At 47.1% G+C, this 22,978-nt stretch carries 19 protein-coding genes; 8 read left to right on the plus strand and 11 right to left on the minus strand.

Annotated elements, in window-relative coordinates; genetic code table 11:
- Positions 1 to 21: 21 nt before the first annotated feature.
- On the plus strand, positions 22 to 684 hold the full coding sequence (gene queC, locus A5320_RS08995) for a 7-cyano-7-deazaguanine synthase QueC (protein ID WP_068063636.1): 663 nt from the start codon (positions 22 to 24) through the stop codon (positions 682 to 684).
- A 45-nt stretch (positions 685 to 729) separates the two neighbouring features.
- On the opposite strand, the gene A5320_RS09000 is transcribed toward queC, so the two are convergent.
- Positions 730 to 1,611 (minus strand): LysR substrate-binding domain-containing protein, encoded by an 882-nt coding sequence (locus A5320_RS09000; protein ID WP_068063637.1) that lies wholly within the window; start codon positions 1,609 to 1,611, stop codon positions 730 to 732.
- A 299-nt stretch (positions 1,612 to 1,910) separates the two neighbouring features.
- Positions 1,911 to 2,888, minus strand: a complete 978-nt coding sequence (cysB, locus tag A5320_RS09005; RefSeq protein WP_068063640.1) for an HTH-type transcriptional regulator CysB — start codon at positions 2,886 to 2,888, stop codon at positions 1,911 to 1,913.
- A 173-nt stretch (positions 2,889 to 3,061) separates the two neighbouring features.
- Between cysB and A5320_RS09010 the strand changes: the two genes are divergently transcribed.
- Both A5320_RS09010 and A5320_RS09015 read left to right on the plus strand, forming a co-directional pair.
- Positions 3,062 to 3,748: a sensor histidine kinase gene (locus A5320_RS09010; RefSeq protein WP_231916692.1), complete on the plus strand. Its 687-nt coding sequence runs from the start codon at positions 3,062 to 3,064 to the stop codon at positions 3,746 to 3,748.
- A 74-nt stretch (positions 3,749 to 3,822) separates the two neighbouring features.
- Positions 3,823 to 4,587 carry a hypothetical protein gene (locus A5320_RS09015; protein WP_068063642.1) on the plus strand — a complete coding sequence of 255 codons (765 nt, stop codon included), beginning with the start codon at positions 3,823 to 3,825 and terminating at the stop codon, positions 4,585 to 4,587.
- Between the two features lie 136 nt (positions 4,588 to 4,723).
- Here the strand turns inward: A5320_RS09015 and topA are convergent, their stop codons facing one another.
- Positions 4,724 to 7,318, minus strand: coding sequence for a type I DNA topoisomerase (gene topA, locus A5320_RS09020; protein ID WP_068063644.1), 2,595 nt, complete (start codon positions 7,316 to 7,318; stop codon positions 4,724 to 4,726).
- Between the two features lie 225 nt (positions 7,319 to 7,543).
- On the opposite strand from topA, the gene astB reads away from it, so the two are divergent.
- On the plus strand, positions 7,544 to 8,884 hold the full coding sequence (gene astB / locus A5320_RS09025) for an N-succinylarginine dihydrolase (RefSeq protein ID WP_068063645.1): 1,341 nt from the start codon (positions 7,544 to 7,546) through the stop codon (positions 8,882 to 8,884).
- Positions 8,885 to 9,114: 230 nt separating this feature from the next.
- On the opposite strand, the gene A5320_RS09030 is transcribed toward astB, so the two are convergent.
- Positions 9,115 to 11,721 carry an Ig-like domain-containing protein gene (locus A5320_RS09030; protein WP_157605749.1) on the minus strand — a complete coding sequence of 869 codons (2,607 nt, stop codon included), beginning with the start codon at positions 11,719 to 11,721 and terminating at the stop codon, positions 9,115 to 9,117.
- A gap of 244 nt (positions 11,722 to 11,965) precedes the next feature.
- On the opposite strand from A5320_RS09030, the gene A5320_RS09035 reads away from it, so the two are divergent.
- Positions 11,966 to 13,198 (plus strand): dicarboxylate/amino acid:cation symporter, encoded by a 1,233-nt coding sequence (locus tag A5320_RS09035; RefSeq protein WP_231916693.1) that lies wholly within the window; start codon positions 11,966 to 11,968, stop codon positions 13,196 to 13,198.
- 138 nt (positions 13,199 to 13,336) lie between these two features.
- Here the strand turns inward: A5320_RS09035 and A5320_RS09040 are convergent, their stop codons facing one another.
- From A5320_RS09040 to A5320_RS09050, 3 genes are all read right to left on the minus strand, one after another.
- Positions 13,337 to 13,975, minus strand: coding sequence for a hypothetical protein (locus A5320_RS09040; protein WP_068063649.1), 639 nt, complete (start codon positions 13,973 to 13,975; stop codon positions 13,337 to 13,339).
- A 1-nt stretch (position 13,976) separates the two neighbouring features.
- Positions 13,977 to 14,966 carry a protease SohB gene (gene sohB / locus A5320_RS09045; protein ID WP_068063651.1) on the minus strand — a complete coding sequence of 330 codons (990 nt, stop codon included), beginning with the start codon at positions 14,964 to 14,966 and terminating at the stop codon, positions 13,977 to 13,979.
- Positions 14,967 to 15,143: 177 nt separating this feature from the next.
- Positions 15,144 to 17,558: a VolA/Pla-1 family phospholipase gene (locus tag A5320_RS09050; RefSeq protein WP_068063652.1), complete on the minus strand. Its 2,415-nt coding sequence runs from the start codon at positions 17,556 to 17,558 to the stop codon at positions 15,144 to 15,146.
- A 225-nt stretch (positions 17,559 to 17,783) separates the two neighbouring features.
- Here A5320_RS09050 and A5320_RS09055 point away from each other — a divergent pair, with 225 nt between their 5' ends.
- Positions 17,784 to 18,527 carry a YciK family oxidoreductase gene (locus A5320_RS09055; RefSeq protein ID WP_068063654.1) on the plus strand — a complete coding sequence of 248 codons (744 nt, stop codon included), beginning with the start codon at positions 17,784 to 17,786 and terminating at the stop codon, positions 18,525 to 18,527.
- A 129-nt stretch (positions 18,528 to 18,656) separates the two neighbouring features.
- On the opposite strand, the gene A5320_RS09060 is transcribed toward A5320_RS09055, so the two are convergent.
- Complete coding sequence (locus A5320_RS09060; protein ID WP_068063656.1) at positions 18,657 to 19,193, minus strand: H-NS family histone-like protein; 537 nt, start codon at positions 19,191 to 19,193, stop codon at positions 18,657 to 18,659.
- Positions 19,194 to 19,407: 214 nt separating this feature from the next.
- On the opposite strand from A5320_RS09060, the gene can reads away from it, so the two are divergent.
- A complete protein-coding gene (can, locus tag A5320_RS09065; RefSeq protein WP_068063658.1) occupies positions 19,408 to 20,064 on the plus strand; it encodes a carbonate dehydratase in 657 nt (218 codons plus the stop codon).
- Positions 20,065 to 20,067: 3 nt separating this feature from the next.
- Here can and A5320_RS09070 read toward each other — a convergent pair whose 3' ends face one another.
- Genes A5320_RS09070 through purU form a run of 3 tightly spaced genes read right to left on the minus strand, consistent with a single transcriptional unit; the run spans position 20,068 to position 22,024 of the window.
- On the minus strand, positions 20,068 to 20,637 hold the full coding sequence (locus A5320_RS09070; protein WP_231916694.1) for a hypothetical protein: 570 nt from the start codon (positions 20,635 to 20,637) through the stop codon (positions 20,068 to 20,070).
- Between the two features lies 1 nt (position 20,638).
- Complete coding sequence (locus A5320_RS09075; RefSeq protein ID WP_068063660.1) at positions 20,639 to 21,130, minus strand: acyl-CoA thioesterase; 492 nt, start codon at positions 21,128 to 21,130, stop codon at positions 20,639 to 20,641.
- A gap of 60 nt (positions 21,131 to 21,190) precedes the next feature.
- Positions 21,191 to 22,024, minus strand: a complete 834-nt coding sequence (purU, locus tag A5320_RS09080) for a formyltetrahydrofolate deformylase (RefSeq protein ID WP_068063662.1) — start codon at positions 22,022 to 22,024, stop codon at positions 21,191 to 21,193.
- A 190-nt stretch (positions 22,025 to 22,214) separates the two neighbouring features.
- Here purU and tsaA point away from each other — a divergent pair, with 190 nt between their 5' ends.
- Entirely contained in the window at positions 22,215 to 22,943 is a 729-nt protein-coding gene (gene tsaA / locus A5320_RS09085; RefSeq protein ID WP_068063663.1) for a tRNA (N6-threonylcarbamoyladenosine(37)-N6)-methyltransferase TrmO, read from the plus strand.
- The last annotated feature ends 35 nt before the right edge of the window (positions 22,944 to 22,978 follow it).

Consider the following 22,978-nt stretch of genomic DNA (forward strand, 5'->3'; position numbering starts at 1 on the left):
ATTATAACGGGAGCGCACAGCATGCCGCAAAAAGTTGTTGTTATTTATTCGGGTGGCATGGATTCATTCACTGTGCTGCATAATGCTATTCGCGCCGGCCACGATGTTTATGCCTTGTCATTTAACTATGGTCAGCGCCATGTCAAAGAACTGATTTGCGCGCAAAGCGTCTGTCAGGAACTGGGCATCCATCACAAAATCGTTGATATTTCAGCCATTAACCAGCTGATTGGCGGTTCATCATTAACCGACGATATTGAAGTCCCGGAAGGCCATTATGCCGCTGATAATATGAAATCAACGGTGGTGCCTAACCGCAATATGATTTTGCTGAGCCTGGCCGTTGGCTATGCCGTGTCGCTGGATGCGCAAGCGGTATACTATGGCGCGCACTCAGGTGATCACTTTATTTACCCGGATTGCCGGCCGGAATTTGTGCAGAAGATGAATGATGTGTGTCAGATTGCTAACTATGAACCAGTCGATATCATCAGCCCTTACCTGCAACAAACCAAAATTGAAATCCTCAAAGACGGTCTGGCGATGGGGCTGGATTATGGTAAAACCTGGACTTGCTACAACGGCCGCGAACAAGCCTGTGGTAAATGTGGCTCATGCCAGGAACGGCTGGAAGCGTTTACCTTAAACAACACTATTGATCCACTGCCGTACGAACCGCAATAACAGCTGCTGTGCTGGCAAATTAATACAACTAATGTTAGTGACGAGCTATTGCGGCGCAAACCGGCGCAATAGCTGATAAAGCGCCTGCGTCGCAGCACTTGTATCATCCCGCCGACTCGCCAGATACATCTGCCGCTTTAACCCAGCCTCCCCCAAGGGACGGGTCACAATCAAGCCCTGACTGACAAAAGGCTCGGCCAACCAGGCCGGTAATACCGCAATACCCTCACCTGCTGCGACTAATTGTAAAATCTGACTCGCCTGGCCAACTTGCCGTTGTTGGCCGTGAAATTGGTTTTTCTTTAAAAAATAGCGGAATAAATCCTGCCGCTCTGGCGGAATGGGGTACGACAACAGTTTTTCTTGCTGTAAATCTTCTGGCTCAATCACTGTTTTTGCCGCGAGTGGATGTTCAGGATAAATATAAGCCAGCAGCTCCAGTTCAAAGAGCGGCTGAAAACTGACCTGCCCTTCCAGTCGAACGTCGGTGGTTAACACCAAATCCAGCTCGTCTTTCAGTAAAGCTTCCACCGCATGGTGTTCAATGTCGGTATCCAGTGACAGCGTCACCTCCGGCCATTGCTGACGAAACGCTTTCACTGCCGGGAGCAGCCAGTGAAAACAAGCATGACATTCCACCGTTAACCTTAAAGTTTGTACCAAGGCCTGGCCGCTTTTAAGCTGAGCTGCGGCGATATCGACCAAGGGTAAAATCTGCGCCGCCAGTTCCAGTAGTATTTTTCCTTGACTGCTAAATTGCACCGGCTGGGTTTTGCGAATAAACAAACTGGCGCCTAACTGATTTTCAGCGTCTTTGAGCTGATGCGACAACGCCGACTGTGTCAGAAATAACCGGCTGGCAGCGGCCTGCAATGAACCGGTTTGTTGGAGCGCCTGCAAAGTCCGCAGCAGTTTTAAATCAATCATGATGAATTTACTTCATTTAAACCGGGTGGTTTTTTCAGTTGTCTGACGCCAGCATAACCCGCAAACATAGACATATCAACATCCAGACGTCTAAATGAATGGTGAAAATTCGACAACCTATAGTTGAGGGTTTCCCCAGATCGTCAAAATGCTGGTTAAAACGAGCGTTAGATGCCTGTTGGCAAGAAGGGTAAAGCAAGCAGGAACTGAATTGGTCAAACTGGTGGTTGAATACTGGTGGGGTCAGAGTCGTACTCTGATCCCACCAGTTAGACCTTCCTAATTAGGTATGAATATTTTTACCGGATCGGTAATTCAAACTTAGCAAACATGCGGTCGATTTCTTCCTGATTGCGTAATAAGTTGGCTTTTTCGACCACATCTTTTGTCAGGTGCGGCGCAAAGCGTTCAATAAAATCATACATATAGGTACGTAAGAACGAACCTTTGCGAAAGCCTATCTTGGTGGTAGACGCTGCAAACAAATGGCTGGCATCAATTGAGACTAAATCTTTGTCCAGCTCTTGGTCCATCGCCATCGAAGCAATAACGCCAACGCCCAACCCTAACCGGACATAAGTTTTAATTACGTCAGCATCGGTGGCGGTAAACACAATTTTCGGCTCCAGCCCTTTTTCGCCAAAAGCGCGATCAAGTTCAGAGCGGCCGGTAAAACCAAACACATAAGTGACGATTGGGTGTTTGGCGACGTCTTCAATTTCAATCCGATGCGCCAGTTGAGCCAGCGGATGATCATTGCGGACAATTACACTGCGGTTCCAGTGGTAACAAGGCAACATCACTAAATCACTGAATAAATGCATGGCTTCTGTGGCAATCGCAAAATCGGCTTCGCCACGCGAAGCTGCTTCAGAAATCTGCTGCGGCGTGCCCTGGTGCATATGCAAAGACACTTTGGGGAACTTCTTCATAAAGCCGCCAATCACCTGTGGCAGTGCATAACGTGCCTGGGTGTGGGTAGTGGCGATATTGAGTTTACCTTGATCAGGTAAGGTATGTTCTTTCGCGACTGCTTTGATGCTTTCAACTTTTGCCAGAATTTGCTGAGCAATTTCAATCACATCACGCCCAGCCGGTGTCACGTGGGTTAAATGTTTACCACTGCGGCCAAACACCTGAATACCCAACTCATCTTCCAGCATCCGCACCTGCTTACTAATACCCGGCTGCGAGGTATACAAACTCTCCGCCGTGGCGGATACGTTAAGATTGTGATTCAGTACTTCGACAATATAACGTAACTGTTGTAATTTCATGTGTCAGCCTTCCGTTATTGACATATGATTAGGCATATGTGCAGATGCTCTGATTATTCCAGCCAAATCAAAATTTGGCCATCGCTATAACCAATAGTAGCTAAAAATTGTAAAAATCAGTAGCACTTTTTCACTGCTGCCTTGCATTCTCCGTCAGAAGGAAAACCAAGATCGTGGAACATCCGGAAATAGATTTTGCCACTGTACTGGCTTCCGCCGTACACGACATGAAAAACTCCTTGTGCATGCTGATCCAGTCGATGGATATGCTGCAGCAGGACTTAGCCCCCCAGTCTGATACCGCTAGTCAGGAACTGGCGCGGATCCATTACGAGGCTTCGCGCCTGAATACCAATCTGATGCAATTACTCTCATTGTACCGGATAGAAAAAGACCAGCTGCCACTGCACCTCGACGAATATTTTATTGAGGACTTGCTGGAAGAAGTGGTGATTAAAAATGAAATGTACAGTCAGCAAAAACATATTGCCGTGCAGGTTGAAACCGAAAACCATTTAAGCTGGTTTTTCGACAATGATTTAGTCAGCAATCTGATTAACGATATGTTCGTCAACGCGCTACGCTATAGCTCGGGGAAATTGCTGTTAAAAGCGGGCACAGAAGATGGCCAGCTATGCCTGGAATTACATGATGACGGTGCTGGATTTCCGGATTTTATGCTGGAAAATAACGATAGCAGTATGAATCAGTTTAATCTTGCCGCGGGTCGCACTGGTTTAGGCCTGTTTTTTGCACACTTAATTGCCAAAGCGCACCGCAATCAGGGTCGCCATGGCCGGATTGAACTCAGTAATGGTGGTCGTTACGGTGGTGGCGTCTTTCGGTTGTTGTTACCGTAACTCGCTGGCAGAACATTGGTAATTTTGCCAATTTCTGTTTAAGATGCTTGAGATATACCAAGTCAGAGGTTCAGATGGTTGTAACCATAATCATAGTTCTGGTGATTGCACTGGTGGTGTTCGCCGTCATCACGAACGCGATGCAGCAACATAAAGACAGGTTAGCCACGCTGAAGCGGGCTGAGTTCTCTAAGTTGCGCAGTATGTTGGAAGACACCGAAGAAATTCTGCTGAATGCCGCCAATGTCCCACTTACTCCAGGCATCAGTCAGATGCTGTTAAAACGGATTGCTTATACTCTCAAAGCGATGGTCGAACTGGAACCTGGTTCTCGTGATCTGAAAAGCCGGCTGGCCGACACTGAAAAACGTCTGACTGAAATGGCTCCCGGTCAGGGCACAAGTTCTGAAAATATCAGCCTGCCGGATAATGACAAACAAATTATCGGTATGATCCAGGGAATCAAAAAGCTCCGCACCATTTTGCGCGCCGAACATGCACGCGGCAACATTGAAACCCAATTGGTGGTGCAGGAAGATCGGCGGCTGGAAAATTTGCAGTTGCGGATTAATGTGGAAAGTCAGATTAAACGCGGCAATCAGGCCCGGAATGGCCAGATGCTCGGCTCAGCACGGCAATGTTATGAAAAAGCCTTAATTACCTTATCGAACGCATCACACGCTGACGAATACGTGGTGGCAAAACGCAATGAAATGAATTCGATTCTGGCAGAAATTGCGGAAGAGCTCAAAGAAGGTAATTTACGGGATCGGCAGAAAAAAGCCGAAGCGGAAAACAACGACTTGGACGTGTTATTTGCCCCCAAACGCAAATGGTAGGCCTGAAATCCTCTGGTTACTCTGGAATGCCCCTATCTTCGTCAATCAAATAACAATTAAATTTTCTGCATATAAAACAATGATAAAGGCCACCGAAGTGGCCTTTTTTCATAACAAGTGAAAGTGAACGCTGAGATTAAGCCTCGGCTTTACTTTCCTGCCATTTACCATCTTTAAACCATAACGACCAGCCAGAAGCTTTGCCGTCTTTTTCCGACATTACATACTGCTGTTTGGTCTTGCGACTCCAGCGCACCACGGTCGGGTTACCCGCAGGATCTTGGGCCGGTGCCGCAGTCAGATACAAAAACTTCGGTACCAGACGGTCTTTAAAACGCTGCAATTCAGCCACTAGCGGTGCACGGGTTTCACGTGAACGTGGGAAAGTTGATGCAGCCAGGAATAAACCGGCAGCGCCATCCCGCAGTACAAAATAGGCGTCTGACTTCTCACACTTCAGCTCAGGCAAATGCACCGGATCTTCTTTTGGTGGCGCCGCTTCCCCGCTACGCAGCAGCTTACGGGTATTCTTACAGTCACTGTTGGTACAGCCAAAATACTTGCCAAAACGGCCAGATTTTAACTGCATATCAGAACCGCATTTTTCACATTCAATCAGCGGGCCATCGTAGCCTTTGATTTTAAAGGCGCCACTTTCTACCAGATAACCGTCGCAACCCGGGTTATTACCACAGACATACAACTTACGCTGTTCGTCGAGCAGGTACGAATCCATGGCGGTACCACACTTAGTACAGCGCTTTTTCTGGCGCAGCACTTCAGTTTCCAGCTCATCATCATCTGCCACCAGTACGGCTTCATCGCCCGGTGTTAAATTCATGGTGGTGGTACAACGTTCTTTGGGCGGCAGGTTGTAACCGGAGCAGCCTAAAAACACGCCGGTACTGGCGGTACGAATACCCATTTTCCGGCCACAGGTCGCACAATCGATGTCCGTCAGTACAAACTGATTGGTGCGCATGCCACCTTGCTCTACGTCAGCTTCCGCTGTCTTGAGCTTATTGGAGAAATCGCCGTAAAAACTATCTAAAACAGTACGCCAGGACAACGCACCATGAGCGATATCATCCAGTTTGAGTTCCATATTGGCAGTGAAGTCGAAGTTCATCAGATCGCTGAAATTTTCGACTAACCGGTCGGTCACGATCTCGCCCATTTTTTCAGCATAAAACCGTTTGTTCTCGACCTTCACATAACCACGTTCCTGAATGGTCGAGATAATCGCGGCATAAGTAGAAGGCCGGCCAATACCGCGCTTTTCTAATTCTTTCACCAGACTGGCTTCGCTAAACCGCGCTGCTGGTTTGGTAAAATGCTGCGCCGGCAACAATTGCTGCAGCGAAAGGACTTCACCAACTTTAACGTCCGGCAGCTCTTTTTCTTCTTCGTCTTTGCGTTTTTGTGCCGGTTGTACCCGAGTCCAACCATCAAAGCGTAATACACGGCCTTTGGCTTTGAGTTCAAAATCGCCAGCTTGTACTGTGATGTTGGTGACATCGTATAAGGCGTTTGGCATCTGACAGGCCAAAAACTGGCGCCAGATCAGCTCATACAGTTTTTTCGCATCGGCTTCCATATCGCCCAGCATCGTCGCCTGCACGTTGACATCCGAAGGCCGGATGGCTTCGTGTGCTTCCTGCGCATTGGCTTTGCTGCCGTAAGTCAGCGGCTGCTCTGGCAGATATTGACTACCAAACTGTTGTTCAATAAATTCGCGCACCGCAGTAACTGCGTCAACCGAAAGGTTGGTTGAATCGGTACGCATATAGGTAATGTAACCTGCTTCATACAGTCGCTGCGCCAGCATCATGGTTTTCTTCACGCCATACCCTAAACGGGTGCTTGCTGCCTGCTGTAAGGTTGACGTGATAAAAGGCGCCTGTGGTTTGCTACTGGACGGTTTATCTTCGCGATCGGTGACTTTGTATGCAGCATGCTGCAATAACGCCACAGCGGCCGCCGTATCAGCCTGATTAACAGGCCGGAAAGCTTTGCCTTGCTGACGAACGACTTCGAGAGCCAGCGCCACGGCATTGGCCGTCGTCGTCGCCGCATCTACAGTCCAGTATTCTTCCGGCACAAAGGCTTTGATTTCGCGTTCCCGCTCCACCACTAAGCGCACGGCTACAGATTGCACGCGACCTGCAGATAAACCTCGGGCGACTTTTTTCCACAACAACGGCGACACCATAAAACCAACCACGCGGTCTAAAAACCGCCGGGCTTGCTGTGCATTGACGCGGTCGACATTGACGACTCCAGGTTCAACAAAAGCGTTTTTAATGGCGTTTTGAGTGATTTCGTTAAACACCACCCGTTTGAATTTTTGCTCGTCGCCGCCAATGATCTGCTGGAGATGCCATGCGATGGCTTCTCCTTCACGGTCTAAGTCTGTTGCCAGATAAACGGTGTCGGCTTTTTCCGCCAGCGCTTTGAGTTCTTTAACGACTTTTTCTTTGCCGGGTAGAATTTCATAGCGGGCTTTCCAGCCATTGGCCGGGTCAATTCCCATCCGATCAACCAGCGCCAAATACTCTTTTTGCGCTTTTTCAAGCTTTACTTCGCTGGTTTTACTTTTGTCTTTATTGCTACTGGTAGGCAAGTCACGGATGTGTCCAACGCTACTTTTTACAATAAAATCATTGCCCAAATACTTATTAATCGTTTTAGCTTTTGCCGGTGATTCGACTATTACCAGTGATTTCGCCATCGTTGTTCCGAGATCCCTAAACTTATGTGGCCATTCTACATGTCTTTTTAACGTATATCCGCAAACTGAAGTTGTGACAAGTGAATAAACTCATTATTATCGTGAAAGCCCGCTATTTACGGGGCATTCTGGTGATTTAATCACCGAATAAAATGAAGCAATCTATCAACGGCCGCAATAAAAACAATAACAGTGCCCCTTCCCAACTGAAGGAATAAAGCAAAAATGAAGTATTTCGAAGCAAACTTTGACGGCCTCGTTGGGCCGACGCACAACTATGCCGGTTTATCCGTCGGCAACGTTGCGTCACTCAACAATGCCAAAAACACCTCAAGCCCAAAACAAGCCGCTTTGCAGGGCTTGCAGAAAATGAAAGCCTTGTCCGATCTCGGCATGGTTCAGGGCGTGTTAGCACCACAAGAACGACCGGACGTCTACACTTTACGCCGGTTGGGTTTTACCGGTTCTGATGCTGATGTGATTGCCAAGGCGGCAAAACAAGCCCCTTCGGTATTCCGGGCGGTTTGTTCTGCCTCCAGTATGTGGACAGCCAACGCTGCCACTATCTCGCCAAGTAAAGATACCGATGATGGTAAAATTCACTTTACGCCGGCGAACCTGACCAACAAATTCCATCGTTCGTTAGAACCTGAAACGACCGGCCGGATTTTGCAGGCGATGTTTAATGATGAGCAGCACTTTGCGCACCATAAACATTTACCTGACAATGACCATTTTGGTGATGAAGGTGCAGCTAACCACACCAGGCTTTGCAGCGACTACGGCGCTAAAGGCGTTGAGTTATTTGTATTTGGCCGTTACGCCTTTGACTACAACAAACCTGCACCCCGCAACTTCCCGGCGCGTCATACTTTTGAAGCCTGTGAAGCGGTCTCGCGTTTGCACGGTCTGTCGGATGATCAAGTAGTCTACATCCAGCAAAGTCCGGAAGTGATTGATCAGGGTGTGTTTCACAATGATGTGATTGCAGTCGGCAACCAAAACGTGCTGTTTTACCATCAGCAGGCGTTTGTCGACAGCGCGCAAAAGCTTGATGAAGTACGACGTAAGTTTGGTGATGCCAGTGAACTGCATTTAATCGAAGTCTTTGATCATGAAGTGACAGTACAACAGGCGATACAGACTTACCTGTTTAACACCCAGGTAATCACACTGCCATCCGGCGAGATGGCGATTATTGCGCCGACTGAATGTCGCGACCATCCACAAGTGTCGGCTTATCTTGAACAGTTGACCGGTCGTGGCACGCCGATCCGCCAGGTCCACTATTACGATGTGAAACAAAGCATGCGTAACGGCGGTGGTCCAGCTTGTTTAAGGCTGCGGGTGGCGATGAGTGAGCAAGAACATAAAGCTGTTAACCAAAATGTGTTGCTGACAGATGCGCTATTTAACCGGCTGAATCTTTGGGTCAATACCCACTATCGCGACCAGATTTCAGAGGCTGATTTAGCTGATCCACAGCTGTTAAATGAATCGCGCACAGCTCTGGATGAATTGACGCAGATATTGAAACTGGGTGCGGTTTATCAGTTCCAGCGGTAGGACACTGTGTTAGTAAATATGATAAAACCTGCTTAATTGCAGGTTTTTTTTTGCAGCTGTCTCAATAAATGTTCACCATATCGACGAGCTGTTTTTCAGCAAAATACCTGTCCATGTACCAGGCGTCATTTCGCAACTAAAGTCAGGATTTGGGTTGAACGGAGCCCAATCACATAACTAAAAAAACTCCGCATATAGCGGAGTTTTTATCACTCATTCTGGAACTGCACTCAGTCCGTTGTGGCACAGCTTGCAGGGTCACCAGTATAGACCAGCCTGTTTTCATCGACTCCTCGGCCAACCCCAAACGGGCTGTTTGGAGGTGGCGAACTTTCCGTCGTCGCATCAGAACCTAAAATAGGTAATAAAATTTCTCTACTTGATACATTTTCAGTACCTGCAGCAGTTGATGACACTGACAAGTCTACAATCACCCAATGTGCATATTCACGCGGATAGATTAAGTTAATTTGGGCAATACCATCCGCATCAGCAGTAACAGTTCTTGACACAGTTGCCACATTGCCCGGAGTCAATTGCTCGTCATCATTGAAATCCTCGCCTGAGTCTAGAATTCCATCTCTATCTACATCTTCTGAACTGCAGTCAGCAGGTGTAGATCTCACAGCTTCCCAATTAACAAATGCACCGATAAGAGGTCGTTTCAAAAAGACGCCTTTCCGATATCGAGTTGATGTGATAGCAACGTTCAATTGTTGGTTTGGAATCGGGTTTCCAGCTGCGTCAGTTACAATAATAGCGTACGGCGCTGAGTATAAGTTAGGCTCAATTTTCGCTAAAACATTACCACTACCAAACCGGAAGAATAATGTACGACGACCAACCACAACACCCGTATCGCCTTTTACATTTGAATTTGTAGTTAAAGTTGCGTTAATTCGAAGGCCTTGTGGTGCAGTTGGAGTTCCTGACCCACCAGAATTCACGTCAGCAATAAATTCTGTAGTCGCAACGCCTTGTGAATTGGAAATACCTGTTGACGGGCTTAACTGACCACCTGCAGAATTCGACAGCGAAAATGCCACTAACTGATTTTTGATTGGATTGTCTTTATCATCCCGTAACACTGCTTGCACTGTTGCTTTTTCACCTGCGCCTAACTGTGCCGGGAATACCTGGACTTCAATGCCTTTTGTCACACTTGGCGTCGTGGCAATGTACTCAATCAATTTACTCGAACTGATTTTTGAGCCATTTGCTGTTGATGAAGCTCCAATATTGGTAAAACCAGCAAAATCAGAGCGAACAAATACCTGCGCCACACCAGCATCATCTGTTGCTTTAGTCGCTACAACTTTATCCGCCAAAGTTTCCGCTGTTGGCGCAATTACCCCACGAGTCGTCGTGAACAGCACATCACTACCAACCAATGGAGAGTTATTGCGTAACCATTTTACGGAGACTGGCGCTGCAGTGTTTAATGGAATTTCCTGCGTAGTGTTTGAGCCGGTTGATTCAAATGCAAAAGCGTCCGGATCAATAGCCACACTGAATGTGGTTGTAACACCAAGTGCTGTTGCGGTTATTAGATCTGTACCACCGTTAACAGCAGTATAGGTAACTACAGCTCTGCCCGTCGAAGGGTCTGTCACAGGAGAAGTAATGTTAAAATTATTCTTCAGGCTTGATGAGAGTTGTATTACGGTGTTTTGAATGCCTTTACCGGTTGAATCCAGTAATGAAATCGTGAACTGTCCACTCCCTGCCAAAACAACGGCGCTCGGACCAACAATATTGATGTTTGTTCCGACAACTTTAATATCGACCTGAGAAGTTTTGTTTTCGCCACCGGCAGTTGCAGTGGCTTTGATTGTGCGCAAGTTAAAATTCGTTCTGGACGACAGATTGGCCTTTGCGACTCCATCATTGCCGGTCATTTCGGAAACAACTTCAAGTTCAGAATCATTGTCAGCCGAGAACTGAACCTTGACGTTTTTCATCAGGATATTGTTTCTGTCCCTTACCAGCGCTGACAATTCGACGCGATCTGTACTGCCTGCGCCTAATTGTAACTTATCTGCATAAAGCAAAATCGAACCCACCGGAGTGGCATCTACGACTCCGCCATCACCTTTGGAACTAAAGGCTTTTGTGCCACGGAACTGATTGTCTTCAGACAATGCTGCAGTAATGACACCAGCACCACTTTTAGTACTTGCTACCAAACCAATTGTCGCCACACCGCTGGCATTGGTTACCGCAGTTCCCGCGTCATTGTTGAAGGTCGCTAGACTTGGATTATCAATTGAAAATTGGATTAGTTTGCCAGACTGTGCAACACCTGAAGCTGAAGTCAGTGTCGCCTTGACCGTCAGAGGCGTATTTTTGCCCACTTCTGTTGCGACGGAACCATCTGCGGCAAATGTTTCAACTGAAATAACAAATGCGCCGCCAGCAGCACTATCCCCAGCCGAAGTAAAAGCGATTTTTACCGGCGTGCCACCGTCGATTGATGCTGAAATTTCACCGGCACCACTTTTGGTGCCTGCCAGCAAGCCGATTTCAGCAGTGCCGTCGGCCAGAGTTTGTGCTGTTCCGGCACCATTATTAAATGAAGCGAGTGCAGTATCGTTAATAGTGAAGGTCACAAGCTTGTTGGCCGCTGAGCCGTTGGTCGCTTTGACAGTTGCTTTGAGTTTTAATGGATTTGCTTTGCTGAGCCCTGTTGAAGGAACTCCGCTTGCATCGGTTAATGCAAGGCCGATACTATAACTGGGCGTTGTTGGAGTACCGCTTTCGCCTAATGTACCACCACCACCACAAGCGACTACTGCACTCATCAAAAACGCAACGAGAAGTTGCCGGATGTTTCGCATGAAAACTCTCCCTAGCTGATTCTTATATTTAGATTTTGTTAATTCTGCATCTTAGCCGAATAAATTCAAATTCGTCAGCGCTAAATTAACGATTTTGTACAAATTTTTCTTTTAAACCAAAAACTGGTAGGCTAGCCGCCTCTTATCCTTGTTATAACCTACTCGCCAGATGACTACAAATACAAAATATTCACTCACCAGTAAGATATTAATCGCGATGGCACTCGGCATTCTGGTCGGCGCTATGTTTAAATGGATCATTGGAAATGAAGCTGATTACGAAATAGGTTTCCCTGGTTTCTCTTTTGGCATCAAAGCATTTTTCGTTGATGGCATTTTTCATGTCGGTGGCCAGATTTTTGTCGCCAGCTTAAAAATGTTAGTCGTTCCTTTGGTATTAGTATCGCTGATTTGTGGTACCAGCTCGCTCAATGACATCAGCACTCTGGGCCGGATCGGCTCAAAATCCTTCAGTCTTTATGTGTTGACTACCGCACTTGCCATCAGTTTTGCAGTATTTTTCGCGACCTTAATTGGCCCAGGCACTGGCGTTGATATGCAGCTGAGTACTGAGTTCAAAACGGCAGAAGCTCCGTCGGTCGCGCAAGTATTCATTAACATGTTCCCAAGTAATCCAATCGATGCCATGGCTAAAGGTGAAATGCTGCAAATCATTATTTTTGCAGTGTTATTCGGCATTGCCATTGCATTAAGTGGTGAATCCGGCAAACGTATTCGTCAGTTCTTCGATGACATGAACGAAGTCGTGATGAAGCTGGTCAATATTGTGATGAATTTATCGCCTTATGGTGTGTTCTTCCTGATGGCGAAACTTTTCACCACCCTCGAATTAGACGATATGGGTAATTTGGGTAAATATTTCGCTTTAGTATTGTTTGTACTGTTGTTTCACGGTTTTATTGTCTATGGCCTGTTTATTAAACTGGCCGGTGGTTTAAGCCCGCTGATGTTCTTCCGCAAAATGAAAGAGACTGCATTATTTGCTTTTAGTACCTCCAGCAGTAATGCGTCAATTGCCAGTAACATGCATACCACGACGCACAAGCTTGGCGTTGACAACAAAGTGGCATCCTTCACTATACCGCTGGGTGCAACTATCAATATGGACGGCACCGCCATTATGCAGGGCGTTGCGACGGTCTTTATCGCACAAGTCTACAATATCGACTTAACCACCTCTGATTATGTGCTGGTGGTACTGACGGCGACTCTGGCTTCCATCGGCACCGCCGGTGTGCCTGGTGTTGGTTTAGTGATGTTGGCGATGGTGTTGCAGCAAGTGGGCTTGCCGGTTGAAGGTATTGCGCTGATTATCGGCGTCGACCGTTTACTGGATATGACCCGCACCGCGGTGAATATTACCGGCGATGCGATGGTGTCGTGTCTGGTTGCCAAAAGCGAAAAATGCCTGGATGTTGATGTATTTAACAATCCTGAAGCCGGCCGCGACAGTTAACCCTGCAGCTGCTTCAGCATGACGAAAACGGCCCAGGTGGCCGTTTTTTATTGGGTTTTCGTATATTTTTTGACATGACTTGCCGTAAATCAATCGGTTAGAAACACCCTTCTCACAAATGTCTGGTTTCATATGAACTTACCAGCGGATCAACCAGCCTTTCTCAACCAGCGAACTGGTTTCAAACTTGCGGCGGGCAAACCCCTGACCGGTCAAATTGCGAATACCACAAAGGTTAATGTCGGCAAAATCAAACAATTGTGAAATTTCAGCTGAAGAGACAGAAAAGGGTGGCCCCTGTTTTTCGTGTTCTGGGTATTCCAGACTAATCAACAATAGCGTTGCTTGTGGCAGCAATTGCTTTAATGTTTGGGCATAACGTTGCCGCATGTCCGGTGGAAGTGCAACCAGCGCGGCCCGGTCGTAAATGAGCTGGCATCCACTCACTGCTGTTGATGGCAATTCAAAAAAATCACCTTGCCACAGCTGATATTGAGCGGCTTGCCATAATGTAAATACACCAAAGTCCCGTTGCGATACCGGCAATTGTGCTTCGGTAAAAAAATCCCGGCAGGCGATCTGCGACAGCTCGGCGCCGACCACCCGATACTGCTGTGCTAATAAATGTAAATCGGGACTTTTGCCACACAATGGCACCAGCACGGCACCATCAGCGGGTAAAGCAGCAAGCTGCGCCTTTAATAAAGGATGGGCTTCCGCCAGCTGAAATCCCAGCTGATCCTGCTGCCACACCTGATGCCAAAAATTTGCGTCCATCTCAGCGCCATACAATCATACGTTGTGCTTGCTGCCACAAGCTTTGTACCAGCGTTGCAGCCGATAAACCGACTTTTTCCGCCAGCCCTTTTTTCAACTGATACTTCACCTGATAGACCTGACGTTTCGGCAGTTGCGTCAGTAAATATTCATCGCTGGTTGCAAGCTCATCCACAAGTTTTAAATCAAGCGCCTGATAACCAAACCAATGTTCTCCGGTCGCGACCTGATTGATATCCAACACTGTCCGGTGTTTTTGCACAAAGTCTTTAAATAACAGATGGGTTTCTTCCAGCTCATGCTGAAACTTTTGCCGGCCTTTGTCGGTGTTTTCGCCAAACACCGTTACCGTGCGTTTAAATTCACCTGCGGTAAACTGCTCGACATCAACATGGTTCTTTTTCAATAATTTATGAAAGTTTGGTAACTGGGCAACCACCCCAATCGAACCCAAAATGGCAAATGGTGCTGCGATAATTTTATCGGCGATACAGGCCATCATATATCCACCGCTGGCGGCGACTTTATCAACGGCGACCGTTAGCGGAATGTGATGCTGTTTGAGTCGTGCCAGTTGCGAGGCCGCGAGGCCATAGCCGTGCACCACCCCACCACCGCTTTCCAGGCGCACCAATACCTCGTCATCCTTTGCCGCTATAGCAATCACGGCGGTCATTTCTTCGCGCAACGCCGCTACTTCGTGAGCGTCCATGCTGCCGTTAAAATCAACCACAAATAATTTAGGCAGGTTTTGCTCAGGCGCTTTTTGCTGCTTTTTCCACAGTTTAAAGGCTTTTTTATCCAGCATTTCCTGGTGTAAATCTTCAACGAGATCATGGTGTTCTTTTGACAGGTCATCAAAAGACAATTCGCCCTTATGACTTTTTGGTTTCACTGCTGCCAGCACAATCATCGCGATGACAGCGCCAATTGCGATGACGATGGTCAGCGCTTTGGCTAAAAACATTGCATATTCAATTAAGTAGTTCACTTGAGTTCCTTAGTGTTACAGCGGTTGGCGCATTGTAACCTTGTTCATCTAAATACAACATATAGCGGGTCAGCACAAAACCGCAGTTCACGATATCTATATGGTTTTCGGCATTTGTCCAGCTATAAAAAAACCCGGCGAACCGGGTTTTTATTTTTAAATCAGTAGCAAAGCTGATTAAGGTTTGATTACCGCAGGGTTAAATACGGTTAAACCGGCACCGCTTGACAGGAAGAATGTTGCGGTCTGACGCTGCATTTCGGTCGTAGCGGCTATGCTCGATACCGGGTACAGAATTGAAGTGTGGTCACCTTCAGTAAAGCGGGTGATCGCAGCCCGGGTGATTGCATAACTACCTGCTTTGGCAGGAATAGTAGCAACACCTAACAAACGTGCTAATGGTTCAGTACCAGCCAGTGGCATATTCATAGCCTGGTTCGGGATCACTTGATCAGACTTGAAGGTAGTGCCGTTGCCAACAACTTCCATCACATGCACAGGTGTATTTGATGCGACTAATGCAGCTGCATAGTTGTTTGGATCACCGGCATCAGTGACCGTTTGCGCGGCAAAAGCAAACTGAGTGATAGTGCCACTGATCGCTGCCAGAGTCGCCGTTTGACCTTTTTGGGTTAAATCGGCCAAATAAGCATCAGCAAAAGTTGCAGCACAGCCAACATAGGTCGCTGGCGTTACACAAACACCTTTGCCATCTACGAAGGTTTTGAAACCAGCAGCTAAAGTTGACGAGCCTAACATCACACTGGCTTTAATCAGACCACCAAACTGTGGCGACTCCAGCAAGAAGTTGGCCACAGCGCCACCTGGCATCGCCAGTGACGTTGATTTGATTTTATACAAAGCATCAGCTGTCGCATTGCCAGTGGTGGAATTAGCCAGACCAACCATACTGGTACCGGTAATGGCACCCAGCGAATGGCCCAGGAACTGTACATTTTGCGTATTCAGTAAGCCAGGTACGTTGTTGAAGTTCATCCCCAAACGTAGGCCTAACATATCCGCAATACTTTGACGCAGGTTGTCACGCGTCACCAGCAAATCACCAAGATTCATATAAACAGTGGCATTACCGGTAATAGGTGTGCCGTTTTTCGAGCAGTTGGTGCCCGAAGCGTTAATTTCATCTTTACCATCACCGTTCACGTCAAAACCACGGCTGCCGTGTAACGGATGGTCAATGGCAATGGTGGCAAAACCTTGTGATGACAGCGTGCCGGTTACAGCAAGCATGTTTTCTTTACAGGAGGTAATACCGTGCTGCAGGATCACGACCGGCCATCCGCCAGCTGGTTTCACAATGCCCAGCGCTTCATTTGGCACTGTCATTTGCACCGCCAATGACTTCATTGAATTGGCTTTTGGAATGACGTTAAATTTGGTCAAATGGCGTTGTTTGTCGATACCATAATCGCGTAATGCGCCACCGCTTAACCCTTTACAAATGGCATTGTTCTGCATTTGAGCCGGGCTGGTGATCCCTGCTTCTAACGCTGTAACCTGAGCGGTACTTAAACCAGCCACCATCGCGCCGCTGTCACAACGACCAACCCAACGGGTTGATAAAGCCGCTGAAGGAGCTTCGGCAGTAGAAGTACCCAGGTAATATGGCAGGGTGATGGTACCGGTATAAAGTTTTGCCGTTTTAAAAGCAAACTCTGGATCCGTTGGCGCCAGCACTTTGCCAGGGAACAACACATCAGAAACTAATAAACCGCTGTCGCTAACCAACACTGAAGGTGGAGTGTTGTTATTGGAAGCGTTTGGTAACATCAGCTGTTTCACTGTCGCCAACACGTTGGCAGTTGATTGGGTCGTGACAGCCGCAGTATAGATAATGGTGTCTTTAGCAATACTTTGGGTAGAAACAGCATTTTCAAAGCTATTGATAACACCTTGCAGCGCACGTTGTGCATCGCTGCCCAGTGGTAAAGTCGCTAAATCCTGCTTCACCAGCTCATAAGTGGTTGAAGGAGCAATAGCGCGGCCTTCGGAGTCTTTCAGATTATTGGTCAGCACTACTATATAAGTAGTGGCAGATTTCAGTGGTTTTAACGGGATCACGGCAACATTATTGCCAACTGCTTTAGTTATAAAGTCCTGACCATAAGTCAATTGTCCCACTGACTTACATGCCACGCCACGCGGTACAGCACGGCAACTGGCGTCAGTAGAGGCTGGATCGCCCATCAGCACTTCAACAATGCGTACTGCATCCGGACGCGCAACGCTGGTTGCGTCCAGGCTGACGCCACCGGCAAAAGCTAATTCAATACTAAATGGGTTCTGAGTCGACCAGCCATCTAAGGCACCCAGAGCCGTCTGTGGATCTGCATAATTCGGCGCTGCTACCGCTTCGCCCGGCATCACCAGGGTGCCGTCAGTCGTTCCCTGAAACAGCAAATCGTTAGGTACTGACACTTTACCGGCTGTCGGGTCAAAAACCACCCGGCTCATCGGTACTAAGACGGTGTCATTGCTGACATTATCATTTTTTAAATCTTGTAACGAATCGCCACAACCCGCCAGTCCCAGCGCGCTGGCGACGGCCAGACTAACTAATAACTTATTCATATGTTCTCCCCGTGTCCTGAATTTTTATTATTTTGCTAAAGCCCTCACTGAGCTTTAGTTTTTGAATTCCTGTTTCGTAAACTTCCAACAGCTACGACCAGTTAAAGTTAACCCAATCAGAAAAAATTCGCTAGGTCTAAACTAAATATCTCTTAAGAAAGGTGCAAAATCGTCCGGGAACGAGTATGCTGCGCCGGTTTTTCTGCAGGTTAGAGGTTGATTTATATGCAAGATTTTCAGCCCGATGCTCAGGTTCTGGCCAATAAAACGATACTGGTCACCGGTGCCGGTGATGGTATCGGTAAAGAAGCTGCGCTGACATTCGCCCGTTATGGCGCCACCGTTATTTTACTGGGTAAAACCACTGCCAAACTGGAAGCCGTGTATGACGCCATTATGGCCAATGGCGGCCCGGAACCGGCGATAGTGCCACTCGATTTAAACGGCGCCACCAAAAAACACTACCATGATATGGCAAACACCATTAAAGCTGAGTTCGGTAAGCTGGATGGCGTGTTACATAATGCGGGGATGCTCGGCGTATTAACGCCATTTGAACATATTGATTTAGAAACCTGGCAGAAAATAATGCAGGTTAATCTGACGTCGGCAATGCTGATGACGCAGGCATTGTTACCGGTAATGGCGTTAGCACCCCAGGCTTCACTGGTATTTACGTCGTCGGGTGTCGGTCGACGTGGCCGGGCTTATTGGGGCCCTTATTCCGTATCAAAGTTTGGTACAGAAGGCATGATGCAGCTAATTGCAGATGAATATGAGCACAGCACTATCAGAACCAATTGTATCAACCCTGGTGCCACCAGAACCAAGATGCGCAGTGCGGCTTACCCTGGCGAAAATCAGTTGAGTTTAAAAACGCCGGCCGAATTGATGCCGCTTTATCTATATCTGATGGCTGATGCCAGTATTGGGGTGAATGGACAATCGCTGGACGCCCAACCAAAATAGTCAGTTGCGCCGAACCGACGCCATGCAACGCTGCGGATGGTTTTGACACAGTGATTAACAGGGATAATATCTCCAATAAAAAAACCGGCATTTCGCCGGTTTTTTTGATCCTATAGTTAAAGTTAAAAATTAACGTTTAACCAGGATCTCTTCGCCATGTTGCTGTGCCCAGTCATTCCAGATATCAACTTTCTGATTGAAATTAACTAATGCTTGCTTGCCGGCATCTTCTAATAATGCATCCACTTGTTTCAGATATTTCTTCTCAACTTTTGAAAAAGGTACAACATCAATACCGCGTTCGGTCAGACCCTTTTTCATTGTATGCGTTTTTAATAATTGCAGACTGCCGCCTTCGACATAAAAGAACTGGCTGTCTTTATTAATGGTTTTGAATTTTGGCTTAACCGGACGTTTTGAATCATGTGATTCAATGTCATCGGCAGCAACAGCAACCGTCAAACCATCTGAATTCTGTTTGTAGCCGAGTTGCTCCAGAGTGAAACCCTGTGCCTTAGCAAACTCACGAACTTTATCTAAAGCGACTGATTCATTCTGACGCTCTTCCATTACCGAAGTCAGTACATCCATTACTTCCTGTAACTTTAAAACAGACAATTCCTTTGCTGCTTTTTTCAATTCACGTTTATCAAGTAATAAAGACATGGTTCACTCCAGATTATTATTCAGCTAACAGTGGCAATATCATAACGCTAAAACATTCTGAAATAAACCAACCATTTTCATATTAAATTGTTTTATTGTGTAATATCCAAGAAAAACTGCGGTTTACTCGCTCCTTTCTGACTTTTAGCTGGTCGGTGCTGAGTTCCGGACGAAATTCAGGTATCTTAGCCTGGTCTGTAACTCTGGAGCTGGTATGCGTTCATTAAAACATCTGTTTGAAAACAACAAAGCCTGGGCTGATCGGATCGAACTGGAAGCACCTGGTTTTTTCAAAAAACTGTCAGAACAACAAGCACCCGAATATCTGTGGATTGGTTGTTCCGATAGTCGGGTTCCCGCCAACGACATCGTCGGGCTGTTACCGGGTGAGCTGTTTGTGCACCGCAATGTGGCAAATCTGGTGCTGCATTCGGACATCAACTGCCTGTCGGTGCTGCAGTACGCTATTGATGTGTTGAAAATCAAACATATCATCGTTTGTGGCCATTATGGCTGTGGTGGTATTAATGCGGCAATGAACAAACAACGGGTAGGTTTTGTCGACAACTGGCTGCGTAATATCAAAGATGTATACGCCATGCACCGTGATGAAATCGAGTCTATTACAAACGAACAGGATCGTTTAAACCGCTTGTGCGAATTAAACGTCATTGAGCAAGTGCGTAATGTTTGTCACACCAGCTTCGTGCAAGAAGCCTGGGAGCGCGAACAACCCTTAACCGTCCATGGCTGGGTTTACAGTTTACGCAATGGCCGGGTGAAAGACTTACGGGTCAGTCATTCCAGCACTGCAACTATCGACAATATCTATACCCTTGATTTAACCGACGAAGTCAGCAGCGAAAAATAACTGCTACTGAAAACGAACCTGACCATCTTTGGTTGGGTGGTACACCGCAGTATGGCCGGCAGTCCACTTGCCATGCTGCAAATATTCCGAATTCACCGCAAGACTATCTGTTTTAAGAACACTTTTGGAACGCACCACTGTGATGCCATTGGCGTTATTCTCAACCTGCTCTTCGGCGGTCAGCACTTGTGTTTTAGCGTCAAAACTCATGGTGCCGTGGGTGTAAAATCCGGCCGTAGTGAAGTAATAATACGCCAAACTTTTTTTCTTTTTATCCCAGAAAATCATGGTTTCGCCGCCATAGGCTCCATCATTAATCGAGTGGATGGTTTTGATCGCCTGGCCATTTAAGGCTCGTTGCCAGAATGCGCGGTCGACCTGCTTCTTACCATTTTGCGTTCCCATATCCGCTTGCCAGACAATACCGAGAAAGGGTCTGAATAACTCCAGCTCCGGCGCCAGCTGTTGCTGCTCGCTCGCCGGAGTTGCTATGACAGGATCCGCTACAACGGCTGGTGCAAACAATAGCGCTGCCAATGCCCACGACAACAAGAAACTGATGGTTCGGCGCATGTTATGACTCCTTGTGTTCCTGTTGATAAAAATCCAGCATTTGCTGTTCAACTTGTTGTGAGAAAGTTTTCATCTGAATGGCATATTGTTCTAAAAAACGGTCTTCGTCGGTTTCGGCCTGCCAGGCCGGTACCACTGCAGTTTTGCCCGCTTCATCCAACGCCACAAAAGTAATAATACAGTGGTTGGTTTCAGGCAATTCCTGCGCCTGAGTATCACCGGAACGAACCTGAATAAAAATATGCATACTGGATTTGCCAGTGTGGACGACCTTAGCTTCAAGTTCCACCAGATGCCCAACCAGAATGGGCCGGCGAAAACGGATAGTGCCGACCGACACTGTTACACAATACAAACCACTCCAACGCGCCGCACAGGCGTATGCGGCTTGATCTATCCATTTCATTACCATGCCGCCGTGCACTTTGCCACCAAAATTGACATGGGTTGGCTCAGCCAGAAATCGGAATTCAACCGCTCTTTTGTGTAACATCGTGACTCCTTGCACCTGTGAATGAAATTCAACGACCGACATTTTGGATCAACAGATCAATTATAAAATGACCGTTTTATTGCCATGGACAAACACCCGATCATGGATCACTAATTCCAACGCTTTGCTGAGCACATTTTTCTCAACATCACGCCCGGATTTAGCCATATCATCGGCACTGTAATTATGATCAACATTGGTGACCATCTGTTTAATAATTGGACCTTCATCTAAATCATCGGTGACAAAATGTGCCGTTGCGCCAATGATTTTCACGCCACGTTTAAATGCCTGGTGATAAGGATTGGCACCAATAAATGCTGGCAGAAAACTATGGTGAATATTGATAATTTTATTTGGATAGCGGGCGACAAATTCCGGCGTCAAAATGCGCATAAACTTGGCTAATACCAGATAATCTGGTTGATAAGGTGATATTGCATCTACCAGCAAAGCTTCATGTTGATGGCGATTTAAATCCTGATGGCTGACAAAATGAAATGGGATGCCAAACTTGGCGGCCAATTCGCCTAAATCCGGGTGATTGCCAATTATAGCGGCGATATCCAGCTGCAACGAGCCGTCATACACTTTAATCAAAATGTCGCCGATACAATGTGCTTCTTTTGTCACTAAAATGACTACTTTCTTGTTGGCTTTACCGACTAATTGCCGCACGCTGCCATCGGGCAATGCCCGGTCTAAATCCAGTAATAAGGTATGATCATTAAAAATGCCTTCCAACTGGGTCCGCATATAAAACTGGCCGCTCAGCGGGTCAACATATTCGGTATTACGGATAATATTTAGCTGATGCTTGTAACAAATATTGGTAATTTGCGCGATGAGTCCCTTCGAGTCCGGGCATTCAATTAATAAAGTTTTTTGTTCCATAATAAACCTGAGTAAGTAGTACATAAGTGGAATTGCTCGATTGCACACACTTTAGACGGCCACACATCTGATAGCAAGCGTGGCAAAAGCTTGTTGTTTGCCAGATGCACCGCCATAATGCGACTTTAGCTAAGTTGCCCAAAATCATTAAAGATCCAGGGTATTAGCTGCTCCAGACTATGAGTACCGGATGAATCAGTTCGAATTTACCGCAGTTGGCGTGATTGAATCGCCGTATAAACAAAAATTTGCCATCCCCCGCCAGCCTGGGCTGATTGCCGAAGCACGTGGCCAACTGGTGCTGAGTCCGCCGTTTGCCGATGATGCCATCGTGCGAGGCATCGACAGTTTCAGCCATTTATGGTTGGTGTTTGTGTTTCATGAAACCGCTGACAAAGGCTGGTCACCGTTAGTGCGCCCGCCCCGCCTTGGTGGCAACGAGAAAAAAGGGGTGTTTGCTACCCGAGCGACCTTCAGACCCAATCCGATAGGTTTATCGGTGGTAAAGCTCGATGGTGTCGAACGGCGCGGTGAGCAGCTGGTGCTGAAACTCAGTGGCATTGATTTACTTGATGGTACACCGGTGCTCGATATTAAGCCTTATCTGCCCTACGCCGACGCGTTGCCAAACGCCGCCAGTGGTTTTGCCGACGCAGCTCCGCAGACCGATATGACAGTCAGCATGAGCGAACAGGCCATCGAATTTTGTCGTAAACAACACGCCCTACCCGACTTACAAGTTTTTATCGAAAAAGTACTGAAACAAGATCCGCGACCGCCGTATAAAAAGCAGCGTCAAGACACGCAAAGTTATGGCATGAATTTGTATAACTTTAATATTAAATGGACAGTGGATGGGGACCATAATCATGTTACGGAAATCCGAATTCAGCAACAAGACGACGCGCAAACAACTTAATGCAAATTTGCCACGCCGGACCTGGATAAACGCAG

The organism is Rheinheimera sp. SA_1 (assembly GCF_001669775.1).
Taxonomy (GTDB): domain Bacteria; phylum Pseudomonadota; class Gammaproteobacteria; order Enterobacterales; family Alteromonadaceae; genus Pararheinheimera.